The 23,787-nt window shown below is 45.8% G+C and carries 18 protein-coding genes, 8 pseudogenes and 1 riboswitch; of the genes and pseudogenes, 24 read left to right on the top strand and 2 right to left on the bottom strand.

Annotated elements, in window-relative coordinates; all coding sequences use genetic code 11:
- Positions 1-58: 58 nt before the first annotated feature.
- Positions 59-193, top strand: a riboswitch (FMN riboswitch).
- A 147-nt stretch (positions 194-340) separates the two neighbouring features.
- Positions 341-913, top strand: a complete 573-nt coding sequence (fmnP, locus tag D368_RS17955) for a riboflavin transporter FmnP (RefSeq protein ID WP_003153402.1) — start codon at positions 341-343, stop codon at positions 911-913.
- 139 nt (positions 914-1,052) lie between these two features.
- Here the strand turns inward: fmnP and D368_RS17950 are convergent, their stop codons facing one another.
- Positions 1,053-1,301, bottom strand: a complete 249-nt coding sequence (locus D368_RS17950) for a ferredoxin (protein WP_003153403.1) — start codon at positions 1,299-1,301, stop codon at positions 1,053-1,055.
- A 267-nt stretch (positions 1,302-1,568) separates the two neighbouring features.
- On the opposite strand from D368_RS17950, the gene D368_RS17945 reads away from it, so the two are divergent.
- The 17 genes and pseudogenes from D368_RS17945 to fni all read left to right on the top strand — a co-directional run bounded on the left by D368_RS17945 (position 1,569) and on the right by fni (position 17,395).
- Complete coding sequence (locus tag D368_RS17945) at positions 1,569-2,627, top strand: YpbB family protein (protein ID WP_071391676.1); 1,059 nt, start codon at positions 1,569-1,571, stop codon at positions 2,625-2,627.
- A pseudogene (locus tag D368_RS17940) lies at positions 2,620-4,109 on the top strand (RecQ family ATP-dependent DNA helicase). Before D368_RS17945 ends, D368_RS17940 begins: the two are co-directional and overlap by 8 nt.
- Positions 4,110-4,123: 14 nt before the next feature.
- Positions 4,124-4,711 carry a CPBP family intramembrane glutamic endopeptidase gene (locus tag D368_RS17935; RefSeq protein WP_071391678.1) on the top strand — a complete coding sequence of 196 codons (588 nt, stop codon included), beginning with the start codon at positions 4,124-4,126 and terminating at the stop codon, positions 4,709-4,711.
- Positions 4,689-5,452 (top strand): annotated as a pseudogene (locus D368_RS17930) (LysM peptidoglycan-binding domain-containing protein). Before D368_RS17935 ends, D368_RS17930 begins: the two are co-directional and overlap by 23 nt.
- A gap of 68 nt (positions 5,453-5,520) precedes the next feature.
- Positions 5,521-5,978 (top strand): annotated as a pseudogene (locus D368_RS17925) (YpbF family protein).
- A gap of 85 nt (positions 5,979-6,063) precedes the next feature.
- Entirely contained in the window at positions 6,064-6,852 is a 789-nt protein-coding gene (locus D368_RS17920; RefSeq protein WP_101562237.1) for a metallophosphoesterase, read from the top strand.
- Between the two features lie 150 nt (positions 6,853-7,002).
- Complete coding sequence (locus D368_RS17915) at positions 7,003-7,587, top strand: genetic competence negative regulator (protein WP_003153412.1); 585 nt, start codon at positions 7,003-7,005, stop codon at positions 7,585-7,587.
- A gap of 160 nt (positions 7,588-7,747) precedes the next feature.
- The gene (gene gudB, locus D368_RS17910; protein WP_003153413.1) at positions 7,748-9,022 is read left to right on the top strand and encodes an NAD-specific glutamate dehydrogenase; all 1,275 of its coding nucleotides are present in this window, start codon (positions 7,748-7,750) and stop codon (positions 9,020-9,022) included.
- A 104-nt stretch (positions 9,023-9,126) separates the two neighbouring features.
- Positions 9,127-10,110, top strand: a complete 984-nt coding sequence (locus D368_RS17905; protein ID WP_012117874.1) for a YpdA family putative bacillithiol disulfide reductase — start codon at positions 9,127-9,129, stop codon at positions 10,108-10,110.
- 96 nt (positions 10,111-10,206) lie between these two features.
- A pseudogene (prsW, locus tag D368_RS17900) lies at positions 10,207-10,863 on the top strand (glutamic-type intramembrane protease PrsW).
- A gap of 132 nt (positions 10,864-10,995) precedes the next feature.
- On the top strand, positions 10,996-11,865 hold the full coding sequence (sleB, locus tag D368_RS17895) for a spore cortex-lytic enzyme (RefSeq protein WP_015388061.1): 870 nt from the start codon (positions 10,996-10,998) through the stop codon (positions 11,863-11,865).
- Positions 11,866-11,889: 24 nt separating this feature from the next.
- Positions 11,890-13,237: pseudogene (ypeB, locus tag D368_RS17890) on the top strand (germination protein YpeB).
- Positions 13,238-13,323: 86 nt separating this feature from the next.
- Positions 13,324-13,980: a flagellar brake protein gene (locus tag D368_RS17885; RefSeq protein WP_128575024.1), complete on the top strand. Its 657-nt coding sequence runs from the start codon at positions 13,324-13,326 to the stop codon at positions 13,978-13,980.
- 46 nt (positions 13,981-14,026) lie between these two features.
- Positions 14,027-14,203 carry a YpfB family protein gene (locus D368_RS20345; protein WP_003153420.1) on the top strand — a complete coding sequence of 59 codons (177 nt, stop codon included), beginning with the start codon at positions 14,027-14,029 and terminating at the stop codon, positions 14,201-14,203.
- Positions 14,204-14,281: 78 nt separating this feature from the next.
- Positions 14,282-14,955 (top strand): annotated as a pseudogene (gene cmk, locus D368_RS17880) ((d)CMP kinase).
- Between the two features lie 227 nt (positions 14,956-15,182).
- Positions 15,183-16,331, top strand: coding sequence for a 30S ribosomal protein S1 (gene rpsA, locus D368_RS17875; RefSeq protein WP_003153426.1), 1,149 nt, complete (start codon positions 15,183-15,185; stop codon positions 16,329-16,331).
- 14 nt (positions 16,332-16,345) lie between these two features.
- A complete protein-coding gene (gene fni, locus D368_RS17870) occupies positions 16,346-17,395 on the top strand; it encodes a type 2 isopentenyl-diphosphate Delta-isomerase (protein WP_071391682.1) in 1,050 nt (349 codons plus the stop codon).
- Between the two features lie 34 nt (positions 17,396-17,429).
- Here the strand turns inward: fni and D368_RS17865 are convergent, their stop codons facing one another.
- Entirely contained in the window at positions 17,430-17,561 is a 132-nt protein-coding gene (locus D368_RS17865) for a YpzI family protein (RefSeq protein ID WP_003153429.1), read from the bottom strand.
- 76 nt (positions 17,562-17,637) lie between these two features.
- On the opposite strand from D368_RS17865, the gene D368_RS17860 reads away from it, so the two are divergent.
- The 6 genes and pseudogenes from D368_RS17860 (at position 17,638) to spoIVA (ending at position 23,740) form a co-directional block, all read left to right on the top strand.
- Positions 17,638-18,240, top strand: coding sequence for a YphA family membrane protein (locus D368_RS17860; RefSeq protein WP_071391683.1), 603 nt, complete (start codon positions 17,638-17,640; stop codon positions 18,238-18,240).
- A gap of 194 nt (positions 18,241-18,434) precedes the next feature.
- A pseudogene (der, locus tag D368_RS17855) lies at positions 18,435-19,746 on the top strand (ribosome biogenesis GTPase Der).
- Between the two features lie 17 nt (positions 19,747-19,763).
- Positions 19,764-20,801 carry an NAD(P)H-dependent glycerol-3-phosphate dehydrogenase gene (locus D368_RS17850; protein ID WP_003153434.1) on the top strand — a complete coding sequence of 346 codons (1,038 nt, stop codon included), beginning with the start codon at positions 19,764-19,766 and terminating at the stop codon, positions 20,799-20,801.
- A 318-nt stretch (positions 20,802-21,119) separates the two neighbouring features.
- Positions 21,120-21,323, top strand: coding sequence for a DUF2768 domain-containing protein (locus D368_RS17845; protein ID WP_003153435.1), 204 nt, complete (start codon positions 21,120-21,122; stop codon positions 21,321-21,323).
- 19 nt (positions 21,324-21,342) lie between these two features.
- Positions 21,343-22,076: pseudogene (locus D368_RS17840) on the top strand (hypothetical protein).
- A 185-nt stretch (positions 22,077-22,261) separates the two neighbouring features.
- Positions 22,262-23,740 carry a stage IV sporulation protein A gene (gene spoIVA / locus D368_RS17835; RefSeq protein ID WP_003153438.1) on the top strand — a complete coding sequence of 493 codons (1,479 nt, stop codon included), beginning with the start codon at positions 22,262-22,264 and terminating at the stop codon, positions 23,738-23,740.
- Positions 23,741-23,787: the final 47 nt, after the last annotated feature.

The following is a 23,787-nucleotide window of genomic DNA, read 5'->3' as shown; positions in this document are numbered from 1 at the left end:
TGAGCAGTTCTCTATACAATTACAATTTGATCATATATAATGTGAATAAATTCATAAGATCAATCTTCGGGGCAGGGTGAAATTCCCTACCGGCGGTGATGAGCATCACGCTCTAAGCCCGCGAGCTGCTTCGGCGGCAGGATCCGGTGAGATTCCGGAGCCGACAGTATAGTCTGGATGGGAGAAGATGGAGGTTCAGCAGACGTTTTGATGCTTATATCAAACGTTTCTTTGCCAAGCCTTAGTAAGCTCCCGCTTTTTAACAAAAGCGGTTTTTTTATTGGGGCGCAAAAGAACCTTTCCTCTTTTCGAGAGATTTGATCGAAAAGGAGAGAGCATTGTGAAAGTAAAAAAATTAGTTGTCATCAGTATGCTTAGCAGTATTGCGTTTGTGCTTATGCTGTTAAATTTCCCGTTTCCGGGGCTGCCGGATTACTTGAAAATTGATTTCAGTGACGTTCCTGCAATTATCGCCATTTTGGTTTACGGGCCTGCGGCGGGGATTGCGGTTGAAGCGATTAAAAATATTCTGCAGTATATCATTCAAGGAAGCATGGCCGGCGTGCCTGTCGGGCAGGCAGCCAATTTTATCGCGGGAACGCTGTTTATTCTGCCGACGGCGTTTATGTTTAAAAAGCTCAATTCTGCAAAAGGGCTTGCAGTGAGCCTGCTGGCCGGAACCGCGGCGATGACCGTGCTGATGAGTATTTTGAACTATATTCTTATCCTGCCCGCGTATACTTGGTTTTTACATTCACCAGCATTGTCAAACAGCCAGTTGAAAACGGCGGTTGTCGCAGGAATTCTGCCGTTTAACATTGTAAAAGGCATTATCATCACCATCGTCTTTACGTTCATCTTTACGAAGCTGAAACCTTGGATTGAACAAAAACGCAGCATCCAAACACAATAAAGGCTTAAAGCGTCCGCTCTGTGAAGAACAGCCGGACGCTTTTTTTGTTTGTGCTGATCGGCAAAAAAATAAGACTCCGGCCGATAACAGCCGGAGTCTTATTCAGGACGAAAAAGCTCCTCTCACGGGGAGGGCTTTTTTATTCGTATTTCAGCGGATCGCCTTCGAACGGTTCATCCGCAACTTTGATTGAATCAGTAGGGCATCCTTCAAATGCGTCAATCATATCTTCTTCCAGAACTTCCGGAACTTCGACGACACCTTTATTTTCGTCAAGCGTAACGAACGCAATGCCTTCATCATCATAATCATAAATGTCTGGTGCCGCAGCTCCGCAGGCGCCGCATGCAATACACGTATCTTTATCTACAATTGTGTACTTTGCCATGAATAAAACCTCCCAGATTGTTCGTGTTGGAACAAATGGTTTACCTTATATAATTTAAATATAACACCTATTCCTCTTACTTATTGTAATGATGTTAGTGTCAAATTTCAACAGAAAAATGATTGAGAATGCTTATCACATAAGGGATTCTCTTTAGCACTTCCCCCTAAAAGATGACTTTAAACGTCAAATTTATATGAAAATCTGTTAAAATAAAAAGAACCAAAAAACGAAACTTGTCACAAAAGAAATGTAGGTGTGTTTAGATTGGCGATAAACTACTTTGATACCGTGGTTCTCGACTGTCTGGACAAAATAGACGGCGAACGGACTCCCAGTGCTGTGTTTCATTTATTAAAAGGAAAAAAGTCGTCTCAAACCATTCAGGATGCCGGCTTATTTCAGATCGCTAAATATTTCGGCATGGCTTCACAGTGTGAACGCGGCGATATTGCTGCTTCTTTGCATAAACTCACCGAGAACTCATACATTACAGCCGGAAAAGAAGAGGGAACGTGGAAAGTGACTGCGCGCGGCGTTCAAAGGCTTGAACGGGCGTTTGCCGAGCGGCCTTGGCCGAAGCACTGCCACGGCGCGAATTATCAAACTCCTGCCGTCACTCTGTGGAGGCGGCTTTCCCTGCTCATTCAAGTCCTGTCAAACAAAGAGCATCAATGCAGTCAATATATCCCGGTTACCAACGATGTGCAGACGCTGAGATGGGTCAAACGGTTCATGCGGAAAAACAGAGATGCTAAAGAGCTTTCCGTCCAAATGCATGACGCGCTGTTTCAGCTTCTGCAAGGCGTAAGTGAACGGCAGGCGCTTATTTTTGTCTATTCTTTAACTTCATTCAACAGAATCGGCAAAACGAATAAGCAGCTCGCTCTCCAGCTGAACGAAGATGAATGGTATGTGTCCGTCCAGTTTTGGGGAGCGGTACATTATGTTATTCAATTGCTTCCGCAATGTGCATATCCCGCTCTGCGCGAGCTGTTGTCCGATCTGCAGGCGGAAAGCGCGCTGACACAGTCTGCCAGAAAAACCTTTGAGCTGTTGGAAAAAGGGTTTCCGATTGAACGGATCGCCGCGGTCAGAAATTTAAAAACCGCCACAATCGAAGACCATATCGTAGAAATATCATTGCATCAGCCTGCATTTTTTATAGAACAGTATCTTTCTGAAGAGGAACAGCGTATGATAACGGCATTTGCAAAACAGCATCAAACGAATAAAATTAAACGGATTCGCGAAGGAATGCAGATGCGCTTCAGCTATTTCCAGATCAGGCTGGCGCTGGCAAAGACGGTGAATCAGCATGACTGAGCTGCATAAAGCTTTATCCAGGTATTTTGGTTTGCATTCCTTTAAAAAAGGGCAGGAAGAGATTATGACTAGCGTGCTCCAAAAAAGGATACGATCGCCATGCTTCCGACCGGCGGGGGGAAATCATTATGCTATCAGCTCCCGGGTTACATGATGGACGGGCTGGTGCTGATTATTTCACCGCTTCTTTCATTAATGGAAGATCAGGTGCAGCAGCTGAAAGCAAAAGGAGAAAAGCGGGTTGCGGCATTAAACAGCATGCTGAATTCCGCAGAGCGGCATTTTATTCTCAGCAACATCAGCCGGTATAAATTTCTCTATATGTCTCCTGAAGCCCTTTCTTCACCTTATGTACTGAACCGTTTGAAAAACGTTTCGGTCAGTTTATTTGTTATTGATGAGGCTCATTGCATATCAGAATGGGGACATGATTTCAGGCCTGATTATTCGAAGCTCGGGCCTTTCAGACAGGCACTCGGAAAGCCGCCTGTATTGGCGCTGACCGCAACAGCGACAAAAGAAACGCTCAGAGACGTGACGGATGTGCTCGGACTTGAGCATGCTGTGCGTCATCTTTATTCAGTCAACCGGCCGAATATTCTCCTGGCGGCAGAACATTTGGCTGATAATGCCGAAAAAATAAGCAGGCTCACGGAGCTTGCCGAAAAGCTTGAAGGCCCGGGTATCATATATTGTCCGACCAGAAAATGGGCGGAAGAGCTTGCGGCTGAGCTGAATGAAAAAACGGGAAAGCGGACGGATTATTATCACGGCGGAATGGATACAGGGGACAGAATCTTGATCCAGCAGCAATTTATCCATAACCAGCTTGATTGCATCTGCTGTACCAATGCGTTCGGCATGGGTGTGGATAAGTCAGATATCCGCTTTGTCATTCACTTTTATCCTCCTCAAACGGCCGAGGCCTTTATGCAGGAAATCGGCAGAGCGGGACGCGACGGCAGCCCGAGTGTCAGTATTTTGCTGAGGGCGCCCGGCGATACCGAGCTTCAGCAGCAGATTATTCAGACAGAAAGCCTGTCTGATTATGATCTGGAAGGCATTCTGGCCGTCATACGGGATGCCGGTACGGATGATGAGCGAAAGCTTCGGGACGTTCTGATCAATAAAGGCGTCCAGGAAACACAGGCGCGAACGGCCGTCCATCTGTATCTGCAAGGAAAAACCACAAAAGAGCAGCTGCAGGAAGAACTGACATACCGCGTGGAAAAGAAGCTGCGTAAAATGAACCGTTTTTCGGCGTTATTAGAGCGGAAAGAATGTATAAGAAAAGCGCTGCTGTCTTATTTTGATGAATCGTATGAGCCTGAAGGCCAAACCGGACAATGCTGCAGCAGCTGCGGACTTGATCTGGCTCCGTACGAGCAAAAAGGAGAACGGAAAAACATGGAACGGTTTGAAGATTGGAAGCTGGAATTAGGCCGGATTTTCGGTTCAGAGTCTGCGGGTGAGTTCAGCTGAGACGGCAAAGCGAATTGATCCAGCAGCTCTCAGACCGGGAGATTGTGATACAGCTGTATGCCACCCAATTGCTCATATTGGCGGTTTCAGCTGTTATCGGCTTTTTCTTTTTCACCGACATTCACGATTTTTTAAAGCTGTGGCATATACGTGACGATAATATCATATGGTACGGTGTAACTCTTGCCGTCCTTGTCATTTTTGCCGATCTGGCGGTGATGAAATGGTGTCCTTCGCATTTATATGATGACGGCGGCATTAATGTATTGCTTTTTAAGAACAGGCCGGTTCTGCACATTTTGTTTTTGACGCTTCTCATTTCGTTCAGCGAAGAGATTTTGTTCAGAGGCGTTCTGCAGACACATATCGGCTTATGGGCCGCCAGCTTCATTTTTACCGTGCTTCATTTCAGATACTTGGCGAAGTGGCTTCTGTTTATGATGGTTGCGGGCATCAGTCTTTTGCTGGGGCTTATCTATGAATGGACCGGCAATTTATTCGTTCCGGTTACAGCGCATTTTATTATTGATGCGGTATTTGCCTGTCAGATCCGTTTTCAATATGTTAGGAGGGGTTTCTATGACGGAAATGTCAAGAGTTGAAAGAAGAAAAGCTCAGCTGCGTGCCGAGCAGCAGGTTGCCGCGGCCGCGGATGAACAAATTGAATATCTTGAAGACAGCCTCCCGACAAGACAATCTGTAAAAGAGGAGCGTAAAAAAAGGAAGAGCAGGTGAAGGAAAAACCAAAACAAAAACGCCGCTGTTCACTTTTCTGACCGTCCTGTTCATTATCGTAACAATCGGTGTCTTTTTCGGTCTTCTTTATATGACGAACAGCAGCAGATTTGACCCGAAGGACTATGAAGATGTCTTCATAGACCACAGTGAAAGCGCGCCTGCCGTTATTCCGAAAGGCGCTCAGAAAGATACGTCAGAAACCGCTCTTTTAGAACAACCGAAAAAAAGTCTGACGACAAAGATAAGAAAGAAGCGGCTGCATCTGAAAAACAAAAGAAAACCAAGTGAAAAACACCTGAAAAACGGAAACACCCTCAGAAAAACAAGTAAAGCCGACAGACACCGAATACGCGGAGACAAAACAGCAGTCTCCGCCGGCTGTCCGTGAAAAAGCGGCTCCGGCTGCCGCGAGTGATCAAGCCGGGACTGTCCCGAAAAAAGTGCGGACCGTACAGCATACTGTACAGCCGAAAGAAACGCTTTACCGCATTTCAATGAAATATTATAAAAGCCGGGCGGGCGAAGAGAAAATCCGCAGCTACAACGGATTAAACGGAAACGACGTGTACACCGGCCAGGTTCTGAACATTCCGCTGTCTGATTAAAATAAATGCATGTTTTCACCGTGCTTTTCATATAGTGTACCAATGAAAACGGACAAGGTGTGAAGCGCATGGATTCTTTATGGAAGCAATTAGACCGATTTGCTGACGGACCGACGAAACAAATGCTTCAGGCGCTGGTGAAACGGAAATTAAAATACGAAAATTATGCCGCACAGTGCCGAAGATGGCAGTGGGCGTCCCTCGTTTGTTTTTCTCTGATGTGTATACTGCTGATGTTTAAAAGCTTTAATGCCCCCCAAGCCTCTCCGCAGCTGATTCTGCAGGAAATATTAGGCCATACGGTTTATTTGTGCTGGATTATGGCTTCCGCTTTTGCGTATTGCACTTCTTATTATTTTAAAAAAAGGAAGAAAAAGCTGAGGGTGAATTTCATAAACTGAGATGTGAAATTATCCAAAAAAGCACGGATTTATGGCCCCAGCCTGAAAAATGGAGGGCGAGAGAATCTGTTTTTCACTTGATGAAACATCGGTATGATATCAATCTTTATTTTGAAAGCAAATAAAATGAGGCGTTTTCCGGAAAGGATAGAAACGTCTTTTTTGTTTGTCCGTCTAATGTAAGACAATGACAGAATGGAGAGTGCGTTTATGAAGCTTACAGCGGGAATTCTCGGCTCATTGGCGGGAGCGGCTGCGGTTATGGCGGCCGTCATGTACAAAACGGCAAACGGCAGCCATTTGAAAACACATACATTTACGCTTGATAAAATGAAAGGGATGAAGCCGCTCACCATCTTCTTTATATCTGACGTGCACCGCCGTTTAATTGATGAAAAGCTTCTCCGCGAAGCGGCAGTTTATAAGCCGGATGCCGTTTTGCTCGGCGGTGATTTGGCGGAGGGCGGAGTTCCTTACGCCAGAATTGAAGAAAACATCAAACGTCTGACGGCTCTCGCGCCTGTCATTTATGTGTGGGGAAATAATGATTACGAGGTCAGCCAGCAAAAATTGCTCTCACTTTTACGGGTTTACAAAGTGATTCCGCTGAGAAATGAATCGGTTCAGTTTGCTTATAAAGGGGAAACCGTTACGATCTGCGGGGTGGATGATATCAGGATGATGATGGATGATTACGAATCTGCAATCAGATATACGGATGCTGACAAAGTAAACCTCCTGCTTTGCCATAATCCTGACATCCATGAGCAGATGAGGGAGTCAGACGGGATTGACGCTGTGTTCAGCGGCCATACGCATGGCGGCCAAATCCGTTTCGGCCGGTTCGGGCCGTACGAATTGGGCGGGACGGGAACGGTAAAAAAAGCGCATTACCTGATCAGCAACGGCTACGGGACGACAAAAGTTCCGCTGAGGCTCGGGGCGAAGCCGGAGACGCATATGATTACGCTGTGCGGACCGGATGAGCCGTTTTCCTGAAACAAATCCGGCCGCGGTGATAAAAACGGCATTCTGCTTGTCTTCCCGCTGTACACGGTGTAAACTGATAACAAATTAAGAACCTATGACTCATTTATTCATATACTGTGTTATATGATTTGTGTGCAAGAAGAGGCAGGAGGGAACATTATGCGGCTTGAGCGTCTGAACTATAATAAGATTAAAATCTTTTTAACCCTCGACGATCTGACTGATCGGGGACTGACAAAAGAAGACCTCTGGAAGGACTCGTTTAAAGTCCACCAGTTATTTAAAGATATGATGAATGAAGCAAATACAGAGCTCGGCTTTGAAGCGAATGGTCCGATCGCGGTGGAAGTATATTCTCTTCAGGCACAAGGTATGGTTGTGATTGTAACGAAAAATCATGACGCGGACGCAGAAGATGACGAATATGACGATGATTATATCGAGATGCAGGTCAAACTTGACGAAAGCCCGGATATTATTTATCAGTTCCATTCGTTTGAAGATATCATTCAGCTTGCCGGAAGCCTTCACCGAATCGGGATTACCGGCGGCACCGTCTACCACTATGAGAACCAATACTATGTAAGCCTTGAAGACCTCGGCTCCCGTTCCGCCGAAGGTGTCATCGCGGTGCTGGCTGAATACGGACACCCGGCGACGATTACGATTTACAGGCTCCATGAGTACGGAAAACTCATCATGGACGGCAATGCTGTGGAGACCATCCAGAAACATTTTTCATAAAAAAGATTTGAAACGGCAGCTGTTTTCAGCGGCCGTCTTTTTTTAAGCGAAATAATGGAAAAATCATTGTCTTTCTTCTATGCACGGAGATATTGAAGGTGTATACTAGTCACTGAAAGGGAGCATGAGAGAAACAGAAGATTTTAGGAGGTTAACTCAAATGGCAGCCGATCGATTCACCGGTCATAATGAAGAAGACAAACATGATGTATTAAAATCAACCCAAACCGTAATACATAAAGCTCTGGAAAAATTGGGGTATCCAGAAGAAGTGTATGAACTGCTGAAAGAGCCGCTCAGATTATTAACGGTTAAAATTCCTGTTCGGATGGATGACGGGTCTGTGAAAATATTTACAGGCTATCGTGCGCAGCACAATGATTCCGTAGGTCCGACAAAAGGCGGCATTCGTTTTCACCCGAATGTAACTGAAAAAGAGGTGAAAGCACTTTCCATCTGGATGAGTTTAAAATGCGGAATTATTGATCTTCCTTATGGCGGTGGTAAAGGCGGAATTGTTTGTGATCCGAGAAACATGTCATTCAGAGAGCTTGAGAGACTGAGCAGGGGATATGTAAGAGCAATCAGTCAGATTGTCGGACCGACTAAAGACGTCCCGGCACCTGACGTATTTACAAACTCACAGATTATGGCTTGGATGATGGATGAATATTCAAGAATTGATGAATTTAACTCACCCGGCTTTATTACGGGAAAACCGCTTGTACTCGGCGGATCCCACGGCAGGGAATCAGCGACGGCAAAAGGCGTCACCATCTGCATAAAAGAAGCGGCCAAGAAAAAAGGTCTCGATATTCAGAACGCTCGCGTCGTCGTACAAGGTTTCGGAAATGCGGGCAGCTATCTGGCTAAGTTTATGCACGACGCTGGCGCGAAAGTTGTCGGAATTTCTGACGCGTACGGAGGCCTTTACGATCCGGACGGTCTTGATATTGATTATCTGCTTGACCGCAGAGACAGCTTCGGAACGGTGACGAAGCTTTTCAATGACACCATTACGAATCAGGAGCTGCTTGAGCTGGACTGTGATATACTTGTCCCGGCGGCGATCGAAAACCAAATTACAGAAGAAAACGCTGACCGCATCAAAGCGAAAATCGTGGTAGAAGCGGCAAACGGACCGACGACACTGGAAGGAACGAAAATCCTGACAGACAAAGGAACGCTGCTGGTTCCCGATGTTCTGGCGAGCGCCGGCGGTGTAACGGTTTCTTATTTCGAATGGGTTCAAAACAACCAGGGCTTCTACTGGAGTGAAGAAGAAGTCGAGGAAAAACTGGAAAATATGATGATAAAATCGTTTAATAATATTTATGAAATGTCCCAAAACCGCCGGATTGACATGAGGCTTGCGGCTTACATGGTCGGCGTGCGGAAAATGGCTGAGGCTTCGCGTTTCAGAGGCTGGATATAAACCAATCGTTTGCATAAACAAAAAAATCTCCTATGATAATATAGGAGATTTTTTATATGAGTGGAAACTTATGATGGAAATGCCAATCGCAGGAGTTGAAGGACATGACAGAAGAAAAAGCAATTATAATAGGCGGAGGTCCTTGCGGATTATCGGCGGCTATACATCTGAAGCAAATTGGCGTGAACGCGCTTGTGATCGAAAAAGGGAATGTCGTAAACAGCATTTATAACTATCCGACCCACCAAACTTTTTTCAGTTCAAGTGAAAAATTGGAGATCGGCGATGTTGCCTTTATTACGGAAAACAGAAAACCGGTCCGAATACAGGCTCTCTCTTATTACAGAGAGGTTGTCAGAAGAAAAGAGCTGCGCGTAAACGCCTTTGAAACGGTGGAGCGCGTAACGAAACAGGAAGACGGCCGTTTTCTTGTAGAAACGTCAAAAGACCGCTACCTCACTCCGTTTTGTATCATTGCGACAGGATATTATGATCATCCGAATTATATGAACATACCGGGTGAAGGGCTTCCTAAGGTATTTCATTACTTTAAAGAAGGCCATCCTTATTTTGATAAAGATGTTGCTGTGATCGGCGGGAAAAACTCAAGTGTGGACGCGGCTTTGGAACTCGTGAAGTCCGGTGCGCGCGTCACGGTGCTCTACAGAGGACATGAGTACTCCCCGAGCATCAAGCCGTGGATTCTGCCTGAGTTTGAGGCCCTTGTCAGAAACGGCACAATCCGAATGGAATTCGGCGCTTGTCTTGAAGAAGTGACGGAAGATGAAATCATTTTCCGCTCCGGCCGAAATGAGACGGTCCGGCTGAAAAACGATTTCGTATTTGCCATGACGGGATACCATCCCGATCACGGTTTCCTCGAAAAAATCGGTGTGCGGATTGATGCGGAATCAGGCCGGCCGTTTTTCCGGGAAGAAACGATGGAAACAAATGTTGACGGTGTTTTTATCGCCGGAGTCATTGCGGCTGGAAATAACGCCAATGAAATTTTTATCGAGAACGGCCGTTTTCACGGCGGCTTGATCGCAAATGAAATATCAAAACGGCTGGGTGCAGAGAGCATATGATCATTCATATGCTCTTTTTTAAAAAAATTGAAAGATGTAAAAATATGAACAACATGGTACCATAGATATAGGAATATAAAGGAAAGAGGTTGCCTGATGTTTGCAATCATCTCTGCAGGAATTGCTCCCGGCATTGCGCTGTTAAGCTATTTTTATTTAAAAGATCAGTATGACAATGAACCCGTACATATGGTGCTGAGGTCTTTTTTTCTCGGGGTTGTCCTTGTGTTTCCGACCATGTTTATCCAATATGTTCTTGAAAAAGAGCATGTGGGGGGAGGAAGCTTTTTCGTTTCGTTTTTGTCTTCGGGATTTTTGGAAGAATCGGTGAAATGGTTCGTTCTGATGATCAGTGTGTACCCGCATGCTCATTTTGATGAGCATTATGACGGAATCGTTTACGGGGCCAGTGTGTCTTTAGGCTTTGCCACGCTTGAAAATATTCTGTATTTATTCGGCCACGGCGTTGAGCATGCTTTCATAAGGGCGCTTCTGCCGGTCTCCTGCCATGCGCTGATCGGAGTGATTATGGGGTTTTATCTCGGAAAAGCCCGCTTTTCGCAGAAAAAGCCCGTGTCAAATGGCTTGTGATTTCGCTGGCCGTGCCTTCATGTCTGCACGGTTCGTACGATTTTATTCTTACCGCCCTCAATCATTGGGTATATTATATGCTGCCGTTTTATGCTGTTTTTATGGTGGTTCGGGCTGCGAAAGGCAAAAAAAGCACGCTCCGTCAATATGATCCAAGTGTGAAGAAACTGCGCATCGCGTGCGGTTTCTTTTTTTATGCCTTGATGAGGGATAAGAAGGAAACGGTGTATAAAAATATCCGCGTGACAGACAATACGGGTACACTTTAAATTTTGCAGTAGGAGGCTTGAAGAGATGAAGTGCAAAGGAGCCTTTATGGCATGTCTCATTCTATTTTCTTTCGCCGCCGCTTTCTTCGATCATCATGAAACGGTTCATGCGTTTTCAAATCAAGTGATTCAAAGAGGCGCGACGGGTGATGATGTTATAGAATTGCAGGCCCGTCTTCAATATAACGGATTTTATAACGGGAAAATCGATGGTGTTTACGGCTGGACCACATACTGGGCCGTGAGAAATTTTCAGGAGAAATTCGGCATGAAGCCGGTTGACGGCCTCGTCGGGGCGAAAACCAAACAGGTGCTGATTTCAAAATCAAAATATTACCGTGAATATGTAATGGAGCAGATCCAAAAAGGGAATACGTTCACTCATTATGGCAACGTCCCATTGGAAAACCAAACAAAACCGAGAGCCGGAGCGCAGAAGCCGGCGGGAACGAATAAGCCTGCTCAAAAGCCGCAAAACAATACAGGCGGTCAGTCAAATCAAAAGCAAAATACGACAGCGGCCAATATGCCTGGCGGTTTCTCAAACAACGACATCAATCTTCTGGCGCAGGCTGTGTACGGGGAAGCGCGCGGTGAGCCGTTTGAAGGACAGGTTGCCATCGCCGCGGTTATTTTAAACCGTATTAAAAGCCCGTTATTTCCGAATACGGTGGCCGGCGTCATTTTCGAACCGCTCGCGTTTACCGCCGTTGCCGACGGCCAAATATACATGCAGCCGAATGAAAGAGCAAAAGAAGCGGTTCTTGATGCGATCAACGGATGGGACCCTTCTGAAAACGCGCTTTATTATTTCAATCCTGATACGGCGACAAGCAAATGGATTTGGGGACGTCCGCAGATTAAAAGAATCGGAAAGCACATTTTCTGTGAGTAAAAGTACGCAAAATGAGGTGTTAACATGATTAGAGGAATCATTATCGCTGTTCTCGGTGTCGCGATCGCCGCAACCGGATACTGGGGATATAAAGAGCATCAGGAAAAAGATGCGGTCCTTCTGCACGCGGAAAATAATTATCAGAGGGCTTTTCATGAACTGACGTACCATGTTGATCAGCTTCACGACAAAATCGGGACGACGCTTGCAATGAACAGTAAAAAATCTCTGTCTCCGGCGCTCATTGATGTATGGAGAATTACATCTGAAGCACATAACAATGTGAGCCAGCTGCCCCTGACTCTCATGCCTTTTAATAAGACGGAGGAGTTTTTATCCAATATAGGAGATTTCAGCTATAAAACATCCGTCCGGGATTTAGACCAAAAACCGCTTGATAAGAAAGAATATACAACACTGAACAGCCTGTACAAACAGGCCGAGAACATTCAAAACCAGCTCCGCAGCGTTCAGCATCTCGTCATGAGTAAAAATTTACGGTGGATGGATGTTGAGATGGCGCTCGCCTCTGACAAAAAACAAAGCGATAATACGATCGTCGACAGCTTTAAAACAGTCGAAAAAAATGTAGGCGCTTTTTCTGAAGACAGTACCAGCCCTACGTTTACAAGCGCAAATACAGAACGAAAAGGGTTTACGCATCTGAAAGGAAAACAAATTACGGAAAAAGAAGCGGTAAAAATCGCACAACGGTTTGCGCCTGATCATAATTATTCCATTAAAGTGGTCAAAAGCGGCCGGAAGACGAATCGGGATGTATACAGTATCCGCATGAATGACGCGGATCACAAATCTTTTATCTATATGGATATTACCCAAAAAGGGGGACATCCTGTCTATTTGATTCAAAAACGGGCCGTGAAGAAACAAAAGATCAGCCTCAATGAAGCATCTAACCGGGCCGTCGCGTTTTTAAAGAAAAACGGATATGAAACAAAAGGCCTCGAAATTGATGAAAGCGCGCAATATAATAACATCGGCGTCTTTTCTTTTATTCCCGTGGAGAAAAACGTCCGTATTTATCCGGAAGCCATCCGAATGAAAGTGGCGCTGGATGATGGTGAAGTCGTCGGTTTTTCCGCGCGTGATTACCTGGCGGCGCACCGCACGAGAACGATTCCGGCTCCCGCTTTGTCAGCTGATGAAGCGAAAGCGAAGCTGAATAAAAATGTTGAAGTGCGGGAGACCCGGCAGGCGCTGATCACGAATGAACTCGGTCAGGAAGTGCTTTGCTACGAAATGCTCGGGACGATCGGGAAAGACACGTATCAAATGTTCATTAATGCGGACGACGGAAAAGAGGAAATAATAGAAAATTAAAAGTGCAGAGCCTATATATAAAGACCTATAAAAATAAAGGAGGAAAGGACTAAAAGTCTTTTCCTTTTTTTCATTACATGCTTTAATAAAAGCATAAATAATGAAAGAGTGAAGGCCATGATAGCTGTCGGAGATTATATTTGGATTGAATACATAGAGAACAATGAGCCCAAAAAAGCGAGGAGTAAAGCAGTAAGCGTTGAAAACGGCGAACTCCACATCTCATATCCCGTCGATCTGGATTCGGGACGGACGGTCTTTTTGCATAAAGGATTGGAAATAACAGCGGAATTTATGGGGAATGGCCAAGTACCGTATCAATTTAAAAGCATAATCAAAGGAAAGAAAAAAGAACCCATCCCGATGATCGGATTGGACATCCCCCCTCAGGAGGAAATGAAGCGGATTCAAAGACGCCGATACGTCCGTGCAGACGCAGTATTGGATGTATCCGTCAAAATGGAAGCGAAAAAAACCGCTTTTCAAACGGTTTCCTCTAATATCAGCGCCGGCGGAATCGCTGTTGTGATGCCTGAGCATATTTCCGCGGAACCAGGTGAAAAGCTGTATGTCTCATTTTCTCTTCCCGGCAAGGAAAATGAGACGGATATAACGGCCGAGGCTCTTACACAGCGGATTTTTTATGATGAAAAGGCGGATAAACAAAAAATGACGCTTGAATTTACAGAAATCGGCCCCGCAGCGCAGCAGCTTTTACTCCAATATTGTATGCGCGCGCAGCTGCAGCAGAGAAGAAACAGTCTGTCGGAATAAACAGCAGCGCACTTTTCCATACTAATCCTAATGGAGGTGCGCGTGTATGAAAACGTTTGAACGTCTGCTGGTCAAATTGGTCTGCATTCAGCTTATAATTTTGGGCGCGGTGCAGTTTTTGCTTCATTATCAGCCTATTGAACCTTATATTTCGAAAGCTGTGAAATATGAGGGAGTTGATAAAATGGAGAAAAAAGAATGGATTGAAACGGTAAAGCGGTAAATCAGCTCAATTTTTTCGCCCCTTTTCCGGCAGTTCATGATACAATCCATAGAGGAGTAAAGAGCAAGGAGAGAGATTATGGACAAGAAATTATCAATTGCGATCGACGGGCCGGCCGCTGCCGGAAAAAGCACCGTTGCTAAAATAGTGGCTGAGAAAAATCATATGTGTACATTGATACAGGGGCGATGTATCGTGCCATTACATATACGGCGCTCAAGCAGAATGCCGATTTAACCGATGAAGCCGCGCTTACAGAGCTTTTGAAGCGTACGGAAATTGAGCTTGTATCCGCTCCGGAAGGACAAATCGTTCTCGTAAACGGAGAAGATGTGACAGAAGAAATCCGAAAAGACGAAGTCAGCAACCAAGTATCAATCGCCGCCAAGCATAAAGGCGTCAGAGAAGAAATGGTTAAAAGACAGCAGCAGCTCGGACAAAAAGGCGGTGTCGTCATGGACGGCCGTGATATCGGTACTCACGTGCTGCCTGATGCCGAAGTGAAAATTTTTCTGCTCGCGTCCGTAGAGGAAAGAGCGAAGCGCCGATATGAAGAGAATAAGAAAAAAGGCTATGACGTGAATTACGAGACGCTCATTGAAGAAATTGCCAGACGCGACAAACTCGATTCAGAGAGGGAAGTTTCCCCGCTGCGCAAAGCGGAAGACGCGATTGAAATCGATACGACGTCACTCAGCATTGCCGAAGTCGCAGGAAAAATTCTGGAGATCGTCGAACAGAAATCACGTTAACTTCGGGCGGAGCGCTTTTTAATTTTTTTCAAAAGACAAGATGTTATTGCTTGACAAACCAGTCCTTTTATTAGAAGTTAATACTAATAAAACTTTTTATTGATCATTCAAAATCTTTTTTGGATGATTCTTTAATACATATTCGGCTGAAAAGCGGACATTCACATGTTCAGCTTTCAAACCGTATTAATTAAGCTGTGTAGGTTTGGACCAAGGAGGTTATTCAAATGACAGAGGAAATGAATCAAATTGATGTTCAAGTGCCAGAGGTTGGAGATGTAGTAAAAGGGATTGTGACAAAGGTAGAGGACAAGCATGTAGATGTCGAAATTGTCAATGTCAAACAGTCCGGAATCATTCCAATCAGTGAATTATCAAGTCTTCATGTAGAGAAAGCATCGGATGTCGTAAAAGTTGACGACGAGCTTGACCTGAAAGTAACAAAAGTGGAAGACGATGCTTTGATTTTATCTAAACGTGCCGTTGATGCTGACCGCGCTTGGGAAGACCTTGAAAAAAAATTCGACACAAAAGAAGTGTTTGAAGCTGAAGTGAAAGATGTGGTGAAAGGCGGTCTCGTCGTTGATATCGGCGTTCGCGGCTTCATTCCCGCATCACTTGTCGAAGCTCATTTCGTCGAGGATTTCACTGACTATAAAGGGAAAACCCTCTCTCTTATCGTCGTTGAACTCGACCGTGATAAAAACCGGGTGATTCTGTCACACCGGGCTGTAGTGGAAAAAGAACAGACAGCCAAAAAGCATGATTTTCTCCAAACGCTTGAAGTTGGAAGCGTGCTTGAAGGAAAAGTGCAGCGTCTGACTGATTTCGGCGCATTTGTCGACATCGGCGGAATTGACGGGCTTGTTCATATTTCGCAGCTGTCTCATTCACACGTCGAAAAACCGTCTGACGTGGTGGAAGAAGGTCAGGACGTAAAAGTGAAAGTGCTGTCCGTAGACCGCGATAACGAGCGTATTTCTTTATCTATTAAAGAAACGCTGCCGGGACCTTGGAGCCAGATCGGCGAAAAGGTAAAACAGGGAGATGTGCTTGAAGGAAAAGTGCAGCGCCTTGTAAGCTTCGGCGCCTTCGTTGAAATTCTTCCGGGCGTGGAAGGACTTGTGCACATTTCGCAAATTTCCAATAAACATATCGGAACGCCGCATGAAGTGCTTGAAGAAGGACAGACTGTTAAAGTGAAAGTGCTTGACGTGAACGAAAGCGAAGAGCGCATTTCCTTAAGCATGCGTGAGCTTGAAGAAGCGCCGAAAGCCGATCAGGAGGACTTCCGTCAATACCAGGCGAAAGAAGAGCCGAGCACCGGCTTCCAGCTTGGCGATTTAATCGGAGACAAGCTTAATAAATTAAAATAAATTGGTGATAAAACGTGACACGAGCAGAACGAAAAAGAGAACATATAAATCATGCGCTGTCTACCGGTCAAAACCGGGAAACGGGGCTTGATGATATTACGTTTGTTCATGTCAGCCTACCGAACCTAGCATTGGAAAAAGTGGATATATCAACGAAAATCGGCGGACTCACAAGCAGTTCGCCGATTTTTATCAATGCGATGACAGGCGGCGGCGGACAGCTTACATACGAAATTAACAGATCGCTGGCAAGAGCCGCGCACAAAGCCGGCATGCCGCTGGCTGTCGGTTCGCAAATGTCGGCTTTAAAAGATCCCTCCGAACGGTATTCTTATGAGATCGTCAGAAAAGAGAATCCGGACGGGCTGATATTTGCCAATTTAGGCAGCGAGGCGGATGCCGAGCAGGCGAAAAGGGCAATTGATATGATTCAAGCGGATGCCCTCCAGATTCATTTAAATGTGATTCAGGAGATCGTCATGCCAGAGGGAGACAGAAGCTTTACCGGCGCTCTCGGCCGTATTGAGCGGATTGCGGCGGAAGCGGGAATTCCCGTTTTTGTCAAAGAAGTCGGCTTCGGAATGAGCAGGGAATCGGCACGGCAGTTATTTGATGCCGGCGCGGCAGCAGTTGATGCCGGCGGATACGGCGGTACAAATTTCTCTAAGATTGAAAATATGCGCAGAGAGAAGGCGCTTCAATTTTTTAATACGTGGGGAATTTCCACTGCCGCAAGCTTAGCGGAAATCCACTCGCTCTCCGCTGATCAATCAATTATCGCATCCGGCGGGCTGCAAAGTGCCCTGGATGTCGCCAAATCGATTGCCCTCGGCGCTTCTGGCGCGGGAATGGCCGGCACCTTCCTGAAAGCTCTCACCTCCAAAGGAGAAGAGGGGCTGTTTGACGAGATGACGGCGCTTTTACAAGAGCTGAAAATGATTATGACCGCCCTCGGATGCCAATCGGTTGCCCAATTGCAAAAGGCGCCTTTGGTCATAAAAGGTGACACACATCACTGGCTTTCTGAACGGGGAATTGACACATCCCGTTTCAGCAGACGTTAAAAGGCATGCGAACACGCATGCCTTTTTCTGTTTTTTACGATTTTCTTTTTCGGAATTCACCGTTTTGTTCAAGGCTTGTTGCTCCTTTATGGTGAATCGAATCATCGCGATCAGATTCCACCCGGCGGGAGGCTTTCAGTTTTTTCTCCTGTCTGTCTTTTCCCATCCTTATCCGCTCCTTTCAGGCATAATTGGTTTAAAAAATGCGTTCCCGCTCCATACTGGTCAGAGGAGGAGCGATTATGGAACCGTTTTATTATTACTGGTCAATGTGGTTTTTATGGATACTTGCGACTTTTATTTTTGCCAAAACAAAAAGCCGTTATTACGTATCAGTCTTTATTTTGACTAATATGATGGCAAGCATACATCAGATAACGGCTTATTTTACGCTGAACGCGGCATATGTCATGTTTTTTGCTGCGGCATTTGTTTATGCGGGAAGCCTAGGCATGCATAAACGGCTCCGTCATATTGTGATTCATCTGACGGCGTCTGCGGCATACGGCTTTATTTTTCTTTTTGCATTATATGACCCTGTTTGGTTTATCATAAAACCTGAATGGGCGGCGGTTATACTGCTTACCGTTATTACGCTTTCTGTTGAGGGGCGGTTCCCTGAGAGGCTTTGTCTTTTTGTTCTCGGCATGTGCCAGGGGGAGTTATTGTATGCTGCGGTCATCCGCAACATTGCGGGTGCAGCAGCCGTCGGTGATTATAAATGGCTTTCAGGCTGTTCGGCGGGAGTGATTCTTCTCGTCGGGCTGACTACATATGAACAGCTTGCGGCGCGCATCAGCCAAAAAAGCAAAAAGCAGGGCAAAGGAGCGACAAAAATGTCTTGAAAACAGACGGAGACTGTTACATGAATGCGAAACATTTTGAAGAATACATTGTGATCTCAGTGAAAACTGATATAATAAATGAGTTAAGCCCTTCTGTTTGAAGGGTTCTTTTCATAGCGAAGATGATTTTTAATAACCGGTTGAACAATTTTTTGTGTGAAAATGTAAGCGGCTGGATTGAAAGGAAGGGTACTATGGGTAAACCTGTCGTAGCCATTGTCGGAAGACCGAATGTGGGAAAATCCACAATCTTTAACCGGATTGCGGGTGAAAGAATTTCAATAGTAGAAGATACCCCCGGAGTGACGCGGGACCGGATATACAGTTCGGCGGAATGGCTGAATTATGATTTTAACCTGATTGATACGGGCGGAATTGATATCGGAGACGAACCGTTTCTGACACAGATCCGCCAGCAGGCTGAAATCGCCATGGACGAGGCTGATGTGATCATCTTTATGGTGAACGGCCGCGAAGGTGTGACGTCTGCGGATGAAGAAGTGGCAAAAAATACTGTACCGGACGAAAAAACCGGTCGTATTAGCCGTTAATAAATTAGATAATACCGAAATGAGAGCGAACATCTATGACTTTTATGCGCTCGGCTTTGGAGAACCGTATCCGATTTCGGGCACACACGGTTTAGGATTGGGAGATTTGCTCGATGCTTGTGCCGAGCATTTTAAAAACATTCCGGAGACGAAGTACAGTGATGATGTCGTTCAATTCTGCCTGATCGGCCGCCCGAATGTCGGAAAATCATCCCTTGTCAATGCGATGCTCGGCGAAGAGCGGGTTATCGTGAGCAACGTAGCCGGAACGACTAGAGACGCTGTAGATACGGCGTTCACTTACAATCAGCAGGAATTTGTAATTGTTGACACGGCGGGAATGAGAAAAAAGGGTAAAGTATATGAAACAACAGAAAAATACAGTGTGCTGCGGGCGTTAAAAGCCATTGACCGCTCAGACGTCGTCGGCGTTGTGCTGAATGCAGAAGAAGGCATCCTTGAGCAGGACAAGCGGATCGCCGGATACGCCCATGAAGCCGGGAAAGCCGTCGTCATTATCGTAAACAAATGGGATGCCGTTGATAAGGACGAGCGCACGATGAAAGAATTTGAACAGAATATTCGGGAGCATTTCCAATTTCTCGATTATGCGCCGGTGCTGTTTATGTCGGCACTGACGACAAAGCGGATTCATACACTCATGCCTGCGATTATTAAAGCGAGTGAAAACCACTCTCTCCGCGTGCAGACAAATGTCTTAAATGATGTCATCATGGATGCGGTCGCCATGAATCCGACTCCGACGCACAACGGCTCCCGTCTGAAAATTTATTATGCGACTCAAGTCGCTGTTAAGCCGCCGAGCTTCGTTGTTTTTGTCAACGATCCGGAACTGATGCATTTTTCTTATGAACGCTTTTTAGAAAACCGAATCCGGGACGCTTTCGGATTTGAAGGTACGCCAATTAAAATATTTGCAAGAGCAAGAAAATAAAAAGGTGTGATACAGAGATGAAAAAAGTGGCAATGCTTGGAGCGGGAAGCTGGGGCACTGCACTTTCTTTAGTGCTGGCTGATAACGGACATCAAGTCATGATGTGGGGACACCGTGCCGAATTGATCGATCAAATCAACGAACTGCATGAAAACAAAGATTACCTGCCGGGGGTGGAGCTATCAAGTTCTATCATCGGGACAGCCGATTTAAGCGAGGCTTTAAAAGGAGCTGACTTCATCATTGTGGCAGTTCCGACAAAAGCCATTCGGGAAGTGCTGAAAAAGGCTCTGCCGTACATCCCGAAACAATCGATTTTTGTTCATGTCAGCAAGGGAATTGAGCCGGATTCGCTTCTCCGCATTTCAGAATTAATGGAAGAGGAGCTGCCTGAGGAGTACAGAAAAGACATCGTCGTGCTTTCAGGGCCGAGCCACGCTGAGGAAGTCGGATTAAGACACCCGACGACTGTTACATCATCTTCAAAAAATATCAAGGCTGCAGAAGCGGTTCAGGATTTATTCATGAACCAGCATTTCCGCGTCTATACCAATCCGGATATGATCGGTGTTGAAATAGGGGGAGCGTTAAAGAATATCATCGCTCTTGCAGCGGGGATTACAGATGGATTGGGATACGGAGATAATGCAAAAGCGGCCTTAATCACCCGAGGTCTTGCTGAAATCGCCAGACTCGGCACAAAGATGGGCGGAAATCCGCTCACCTTTTCCGGCCTGACCGGCGTAGGCGATTTAATCGTGACGTGTACAAGCGTTCATTCCCGAAACTGGCGCGCCGGCAACCTGCTCGGCAAAGGATACAAGCTGGAAGCTGTCCTGGATAAGATGGGGATGGTTGTTGAAGGCGTGCGGACGACGAAAGCTGCGTATCAGCTGTCTCAAAAATATCAGGTGAAAATGCCGATCACAGAAGCGCTTCACCAAGTATTATTTAACGGGCAGAAGGTAGAAACGGCCGTAGAATCCTTAATGGCCAGAGTGAAAACCCATGAGATGGAAGACTTGGTCAACACATTCGAAAACCGGGTGAAGTGACAATAACATGCCGTCAGCATATTCTGAAGTGACGAAAGTCCAAAACGCAGAACTCTCCGGCTGAAATCGCTTAAAACATTTGCTGATTTAGGCAGAAGAGGATGCAGACGTACGCATCTACGCATACTATAGCATCGAAGTCCAAGAGAGTGTATCTCAGACGTACAGGTGAATATAGTCAACTTGACTGAAGCAAAGTCCCCCTCTTTGCTTCAGTTTTTTTGTTTTTTCAATAGATGGAAAACCTGTTGATCTTTTCAACATTTGTATATTAAAATGAAATATAACGCTTACAATGATGGGACGGGGGGCACGAACGTGAGTGTGGCATTGATGAAAATGTGGTTTGCGCTTGGTGCTATGGGATTAATGTTTGTTGCGGTCGCCTCTATTTATGTCAGCAGGTACAAAGTGAAAAACAAACTGATAAAAGCAGCGGTTTCTTCACTCGCTTATGCCTGCATGGTCATCTCGGGATTGATCGTGTTAATGGTCGTTTTCAGCGGGCCTGTCAATGAATAAAGCAAAAAGGGGGCGCGGAATGCATAAGTTAAAAATGGCCGTCATAACGGCAATGGCGGTGCTTCTGCTGTCCGGCTGTCTGTACCCTGAAGCAAAAAAACTGAAAATAAAGTATCTTACAAACATCAGCTTCAGCAGGTGCAAGCGGCAGTGGATGAATTTAAAAAGGCGAACGGCGGACTTCTGCCGATTCAGACAAAAGATATGAAAACACCGCTCTATCAAAAATATCCGATAGATTTTAAGCGGCTCGCGCCCAGATACATAGAGGAGCCGCCGGCCTCAGCTTATGAAAGCGGAGGAATGTACCAATACGTGCTTGTCGATGTGGAAAATAAGCCGACCGTCAAGCTGGTCGATCTCCAAATGGCGGAAGCAATCCGCGACATGAAGCTGCGTGTCAAAATGTATCAGGAAAAGCATACATATCCTCCCTATGAGGACGCCGTTTCAAAAGGGCTGTTCACTTTAAATGAAAAAAAGCTCGGCATGAAAGACTCTCCTTCAGTCAAAAGTCCGGTTTCAGGCACGTCTCTGCCGCTTTTAATCGGCGCTGACGGAGAAATCTATGCCGACTATCGCGTCGATCTCGCCCGCTGCCTGAAGGAAAACAAAAAGAAAATCAAACCGGGCGCGGAAATTCAGGATATTTTATGGAAAGAGACTCCTTTCGTCCCGGCCTTTTCAGTCACATACACCGTAAATGAAAAACAGGAACCCGTTTTTTTAGAAAGTCAAACGAAACAGGAATGAACCTTTTTCCCGCGCATACAAATAGGGAGAAAGGTTTTTTTGATTTTGATAGAAAAGACTGCCTGAAAATTTTCTAAAGATGTCATATTGAAATAGGACAACGTCATACACATATAGTGTCCTGTATTTGATTGGAGAATGGTGAATGAAAAATGATAAGGATAGGAAGTCCGGGAGGGGATCACTTGGAAAAGGTCGATATTTTCAAGGATATCGCTGAACGAACAGGAGGCGATATATACTTAGGAGTCGTTGGCGCTGTCCGTACAGGGAAATCTACATTCATTAAAAAATTTATGGAGCTTGTGGTGCTCCCGAATATCAGCAATGAGGCCGACCGAGCGCGGGCGCAGGATGAGCTTCCGCAAAGCGCAGCAGGAAAAACGATAATGACCACAGAACCAAAATTTGTCCCGAATCAAGCCATGTCCGTTCATGTCGCGGAAGGGCTTGATGTCAACATCCGTCTTGTGGATTGTGTAGGATATACGGTTCCCGGGGCGAAGGGATATGAGGATGAAAACGGTCCGAGAATGATCAATACACCTTGGTACGAAGAACCGATTCCCTTTCATGAGGCTGCGGAAATCGGTACGAGAAAAGTCATCCAGGAACACTCCACAATCGGGGTCGTCATTACGACAGACGGCTCAATCGGCGATATTGCGCGGGGCGATTACGTGGAAGCGGAAGAAAGAGTCATCGACGAGCTGAAGGAAGTCGGCAAACCGTTTATTATGGTCATCAACTCGGTAAAACCGTACCACCCGGAAACAGAAGCGCTCAGAGCTGAATTAAGCGCGAAATATGATATTCCTGTCCTCGCCATGAGTGTTGAAAGCATGCGGGAAACAGATGTGTTAAGCGTCCTCAGAGAAGCGCTTTACGAGTTCCCTGTGCTGGAAGTCAATGTCAACCTTCCGAGCTGGGTCATGGTGCTGAAAGAAAATCATTGGCTCAGAGAGAGCTACCAGGAATCAGTGAAAGAAACCGTAAAAGATATTAAACGCCTGCGCGATGTCGACCGGGTTGTCGGCCACTTCAGTGAATTTGAATTTATTGAAAGCGCCGGATTGGCCGGAATCGAACTTGGCCAGGGTGTGGCAGAAATTGATTTGTATGCGCCGGATCATTTATATGACCAGATTTTAAAAGAAGTGGTCGGCGTTGAAATCCGCGGGAAAGACCACCTGCTTGAATTAATGCAGGACTTCGCCCACGCGAAAAAAGAATATGATCAGGTATCAGATGCGCTGAAAATGGTGAAACAGACCGGCTACGGCATTGCCGCCCCGGCCTTAACCGATATGAGCCTGGATGAACCGGAAATCATCAGGCAGGGATCAAGGTTCGGAGTAAGGCTGAAAGCGGTCGCTCCGTCCATTCATATGATCAAAGTGGATGTGGAAAGTGAATTCGCACCGATCATCGGGACAGAAAAACAAAGTGAAGAGCTTGTCCGCTACTTAATGCAGGACTTTGAAGATGATCCGCTTTCTATCTGGAATTCCGATATTTTCGGCAGATCATTGAGCTCTATCGTAAGAGAAGGAATCTCCGCAAAACTGTCACTCATGCCGGAAAATGCGAGATACAAACTGAAAGAAACGCTTGAGAGAATTATTAACGAAGGCTCAGGCGGCCTGATCGCCATTATTTTGTAAGCTGAAGGACCTCTTCCTGAAACGGGGGGTCTTTTTTTATTCTTTTT

Source organism: Paenibacillus lentimorbus NRRL B-30488, from assembly GCF_000411595.1.
Taxonomy (GTDB): Bacteria; Bacillota; Bacilli; order Bacillales; family Bacillaceae; genus Bacillus; species Bacillus velezensis.
Note: the sequence above shows the minus strand (reverse complement) of the source record. Positions and strands in the feature narration are given on the sequence as shown.

What these genes read in the sequence shown, in the direction of transcription:
- D368_RS17950 (WP_003153403.1), bottom strand. Translation starts at nt 1,301, where the DNA reads ATGGCAAAGTACACAATTGTAGATAAAGATACGTGTATTGCATGCGGC.
- D368_RS17920 (WP_101562237.1), top strand. Translation starts at nt 6,064, where the DNA reads ATGAAGCTTACAGCGGGAATTCTCGGCTCATTGGCGGGAGCGGCTGCG.
- D368_RS17915 (WP_003153412.1), top strand. Translation starts at nt 7,003, where the DNA reads ATGCGGCTTGAGCGTCTGAACTATAATAAGATTAAAATCTTTTTAACC.
- gudB (WP_003153413.1), top strand. Translation starts at nt 7,748, where the DNA reads ATGGCAGCCGATCGATTCACCGGTCATAATGAAGAAGACAAACATGAT.
- D368_RS17905 (WP_012117874.1), top strand. Translation starts at nt 9,127, where the DNA reads ATGACAGAAGAAAAAGCAATTATAATAGGCGGAGGTCCTTGCGGATTA.
- sleB (WP_015388061.1), top strand. Translation starts at nt 10,996, where the DNA reads ATGAAGTGCAAAGGAGCCTTTATGGCATGTCTCATTCTATTTTCTTTC.
- D368_RS17885 (WP_128575024.1), top strand. Translation starts at nt 13,324, where the DNA reads ATGATAGCTGTCGGAGATTATATTTGGATTGAATACATAGAGAACAAT.
- D368_RS20345 (WP_003153420.1), top strand. Translation starts at nt 14,027, where the DNA reads ATGAAAACGTTTGAACGTCTGCTGGTCAAATTGGTCTGCATTCAGCTT.
- rpsA (WP_003153426.1), top strand. Translation starts at nt 15,183, where the DNA reads ATGACAGAGGAAATGAATCAAATTGATGTTCAAGTGCCAGAGGTTGGA.
- D368_RS17865 (WP_003153429.1), bottom strand. Translation starts at nt 17,561, where the DNA reads ATGGGAAAAGACAGACAGGAGAAAAAACTGAAAGCCTCCCGCCGGGTG.
- D368_RS17860 (WP_071391683.1), top strand. Translation starts at nt 17,638, where the DNA reads ATGGAACCGTTTTATTATTACTGGTCAATGTGGTTTTTATGGATACTT.
- D368_RS17850 (WP_003153434.1), top strand. Translation starts at nt 19,764, where the DNA reads ATGAAAAAAGTGGCAATGCTTGGAGCGGGAAGCTGGGGCACTGCACTT.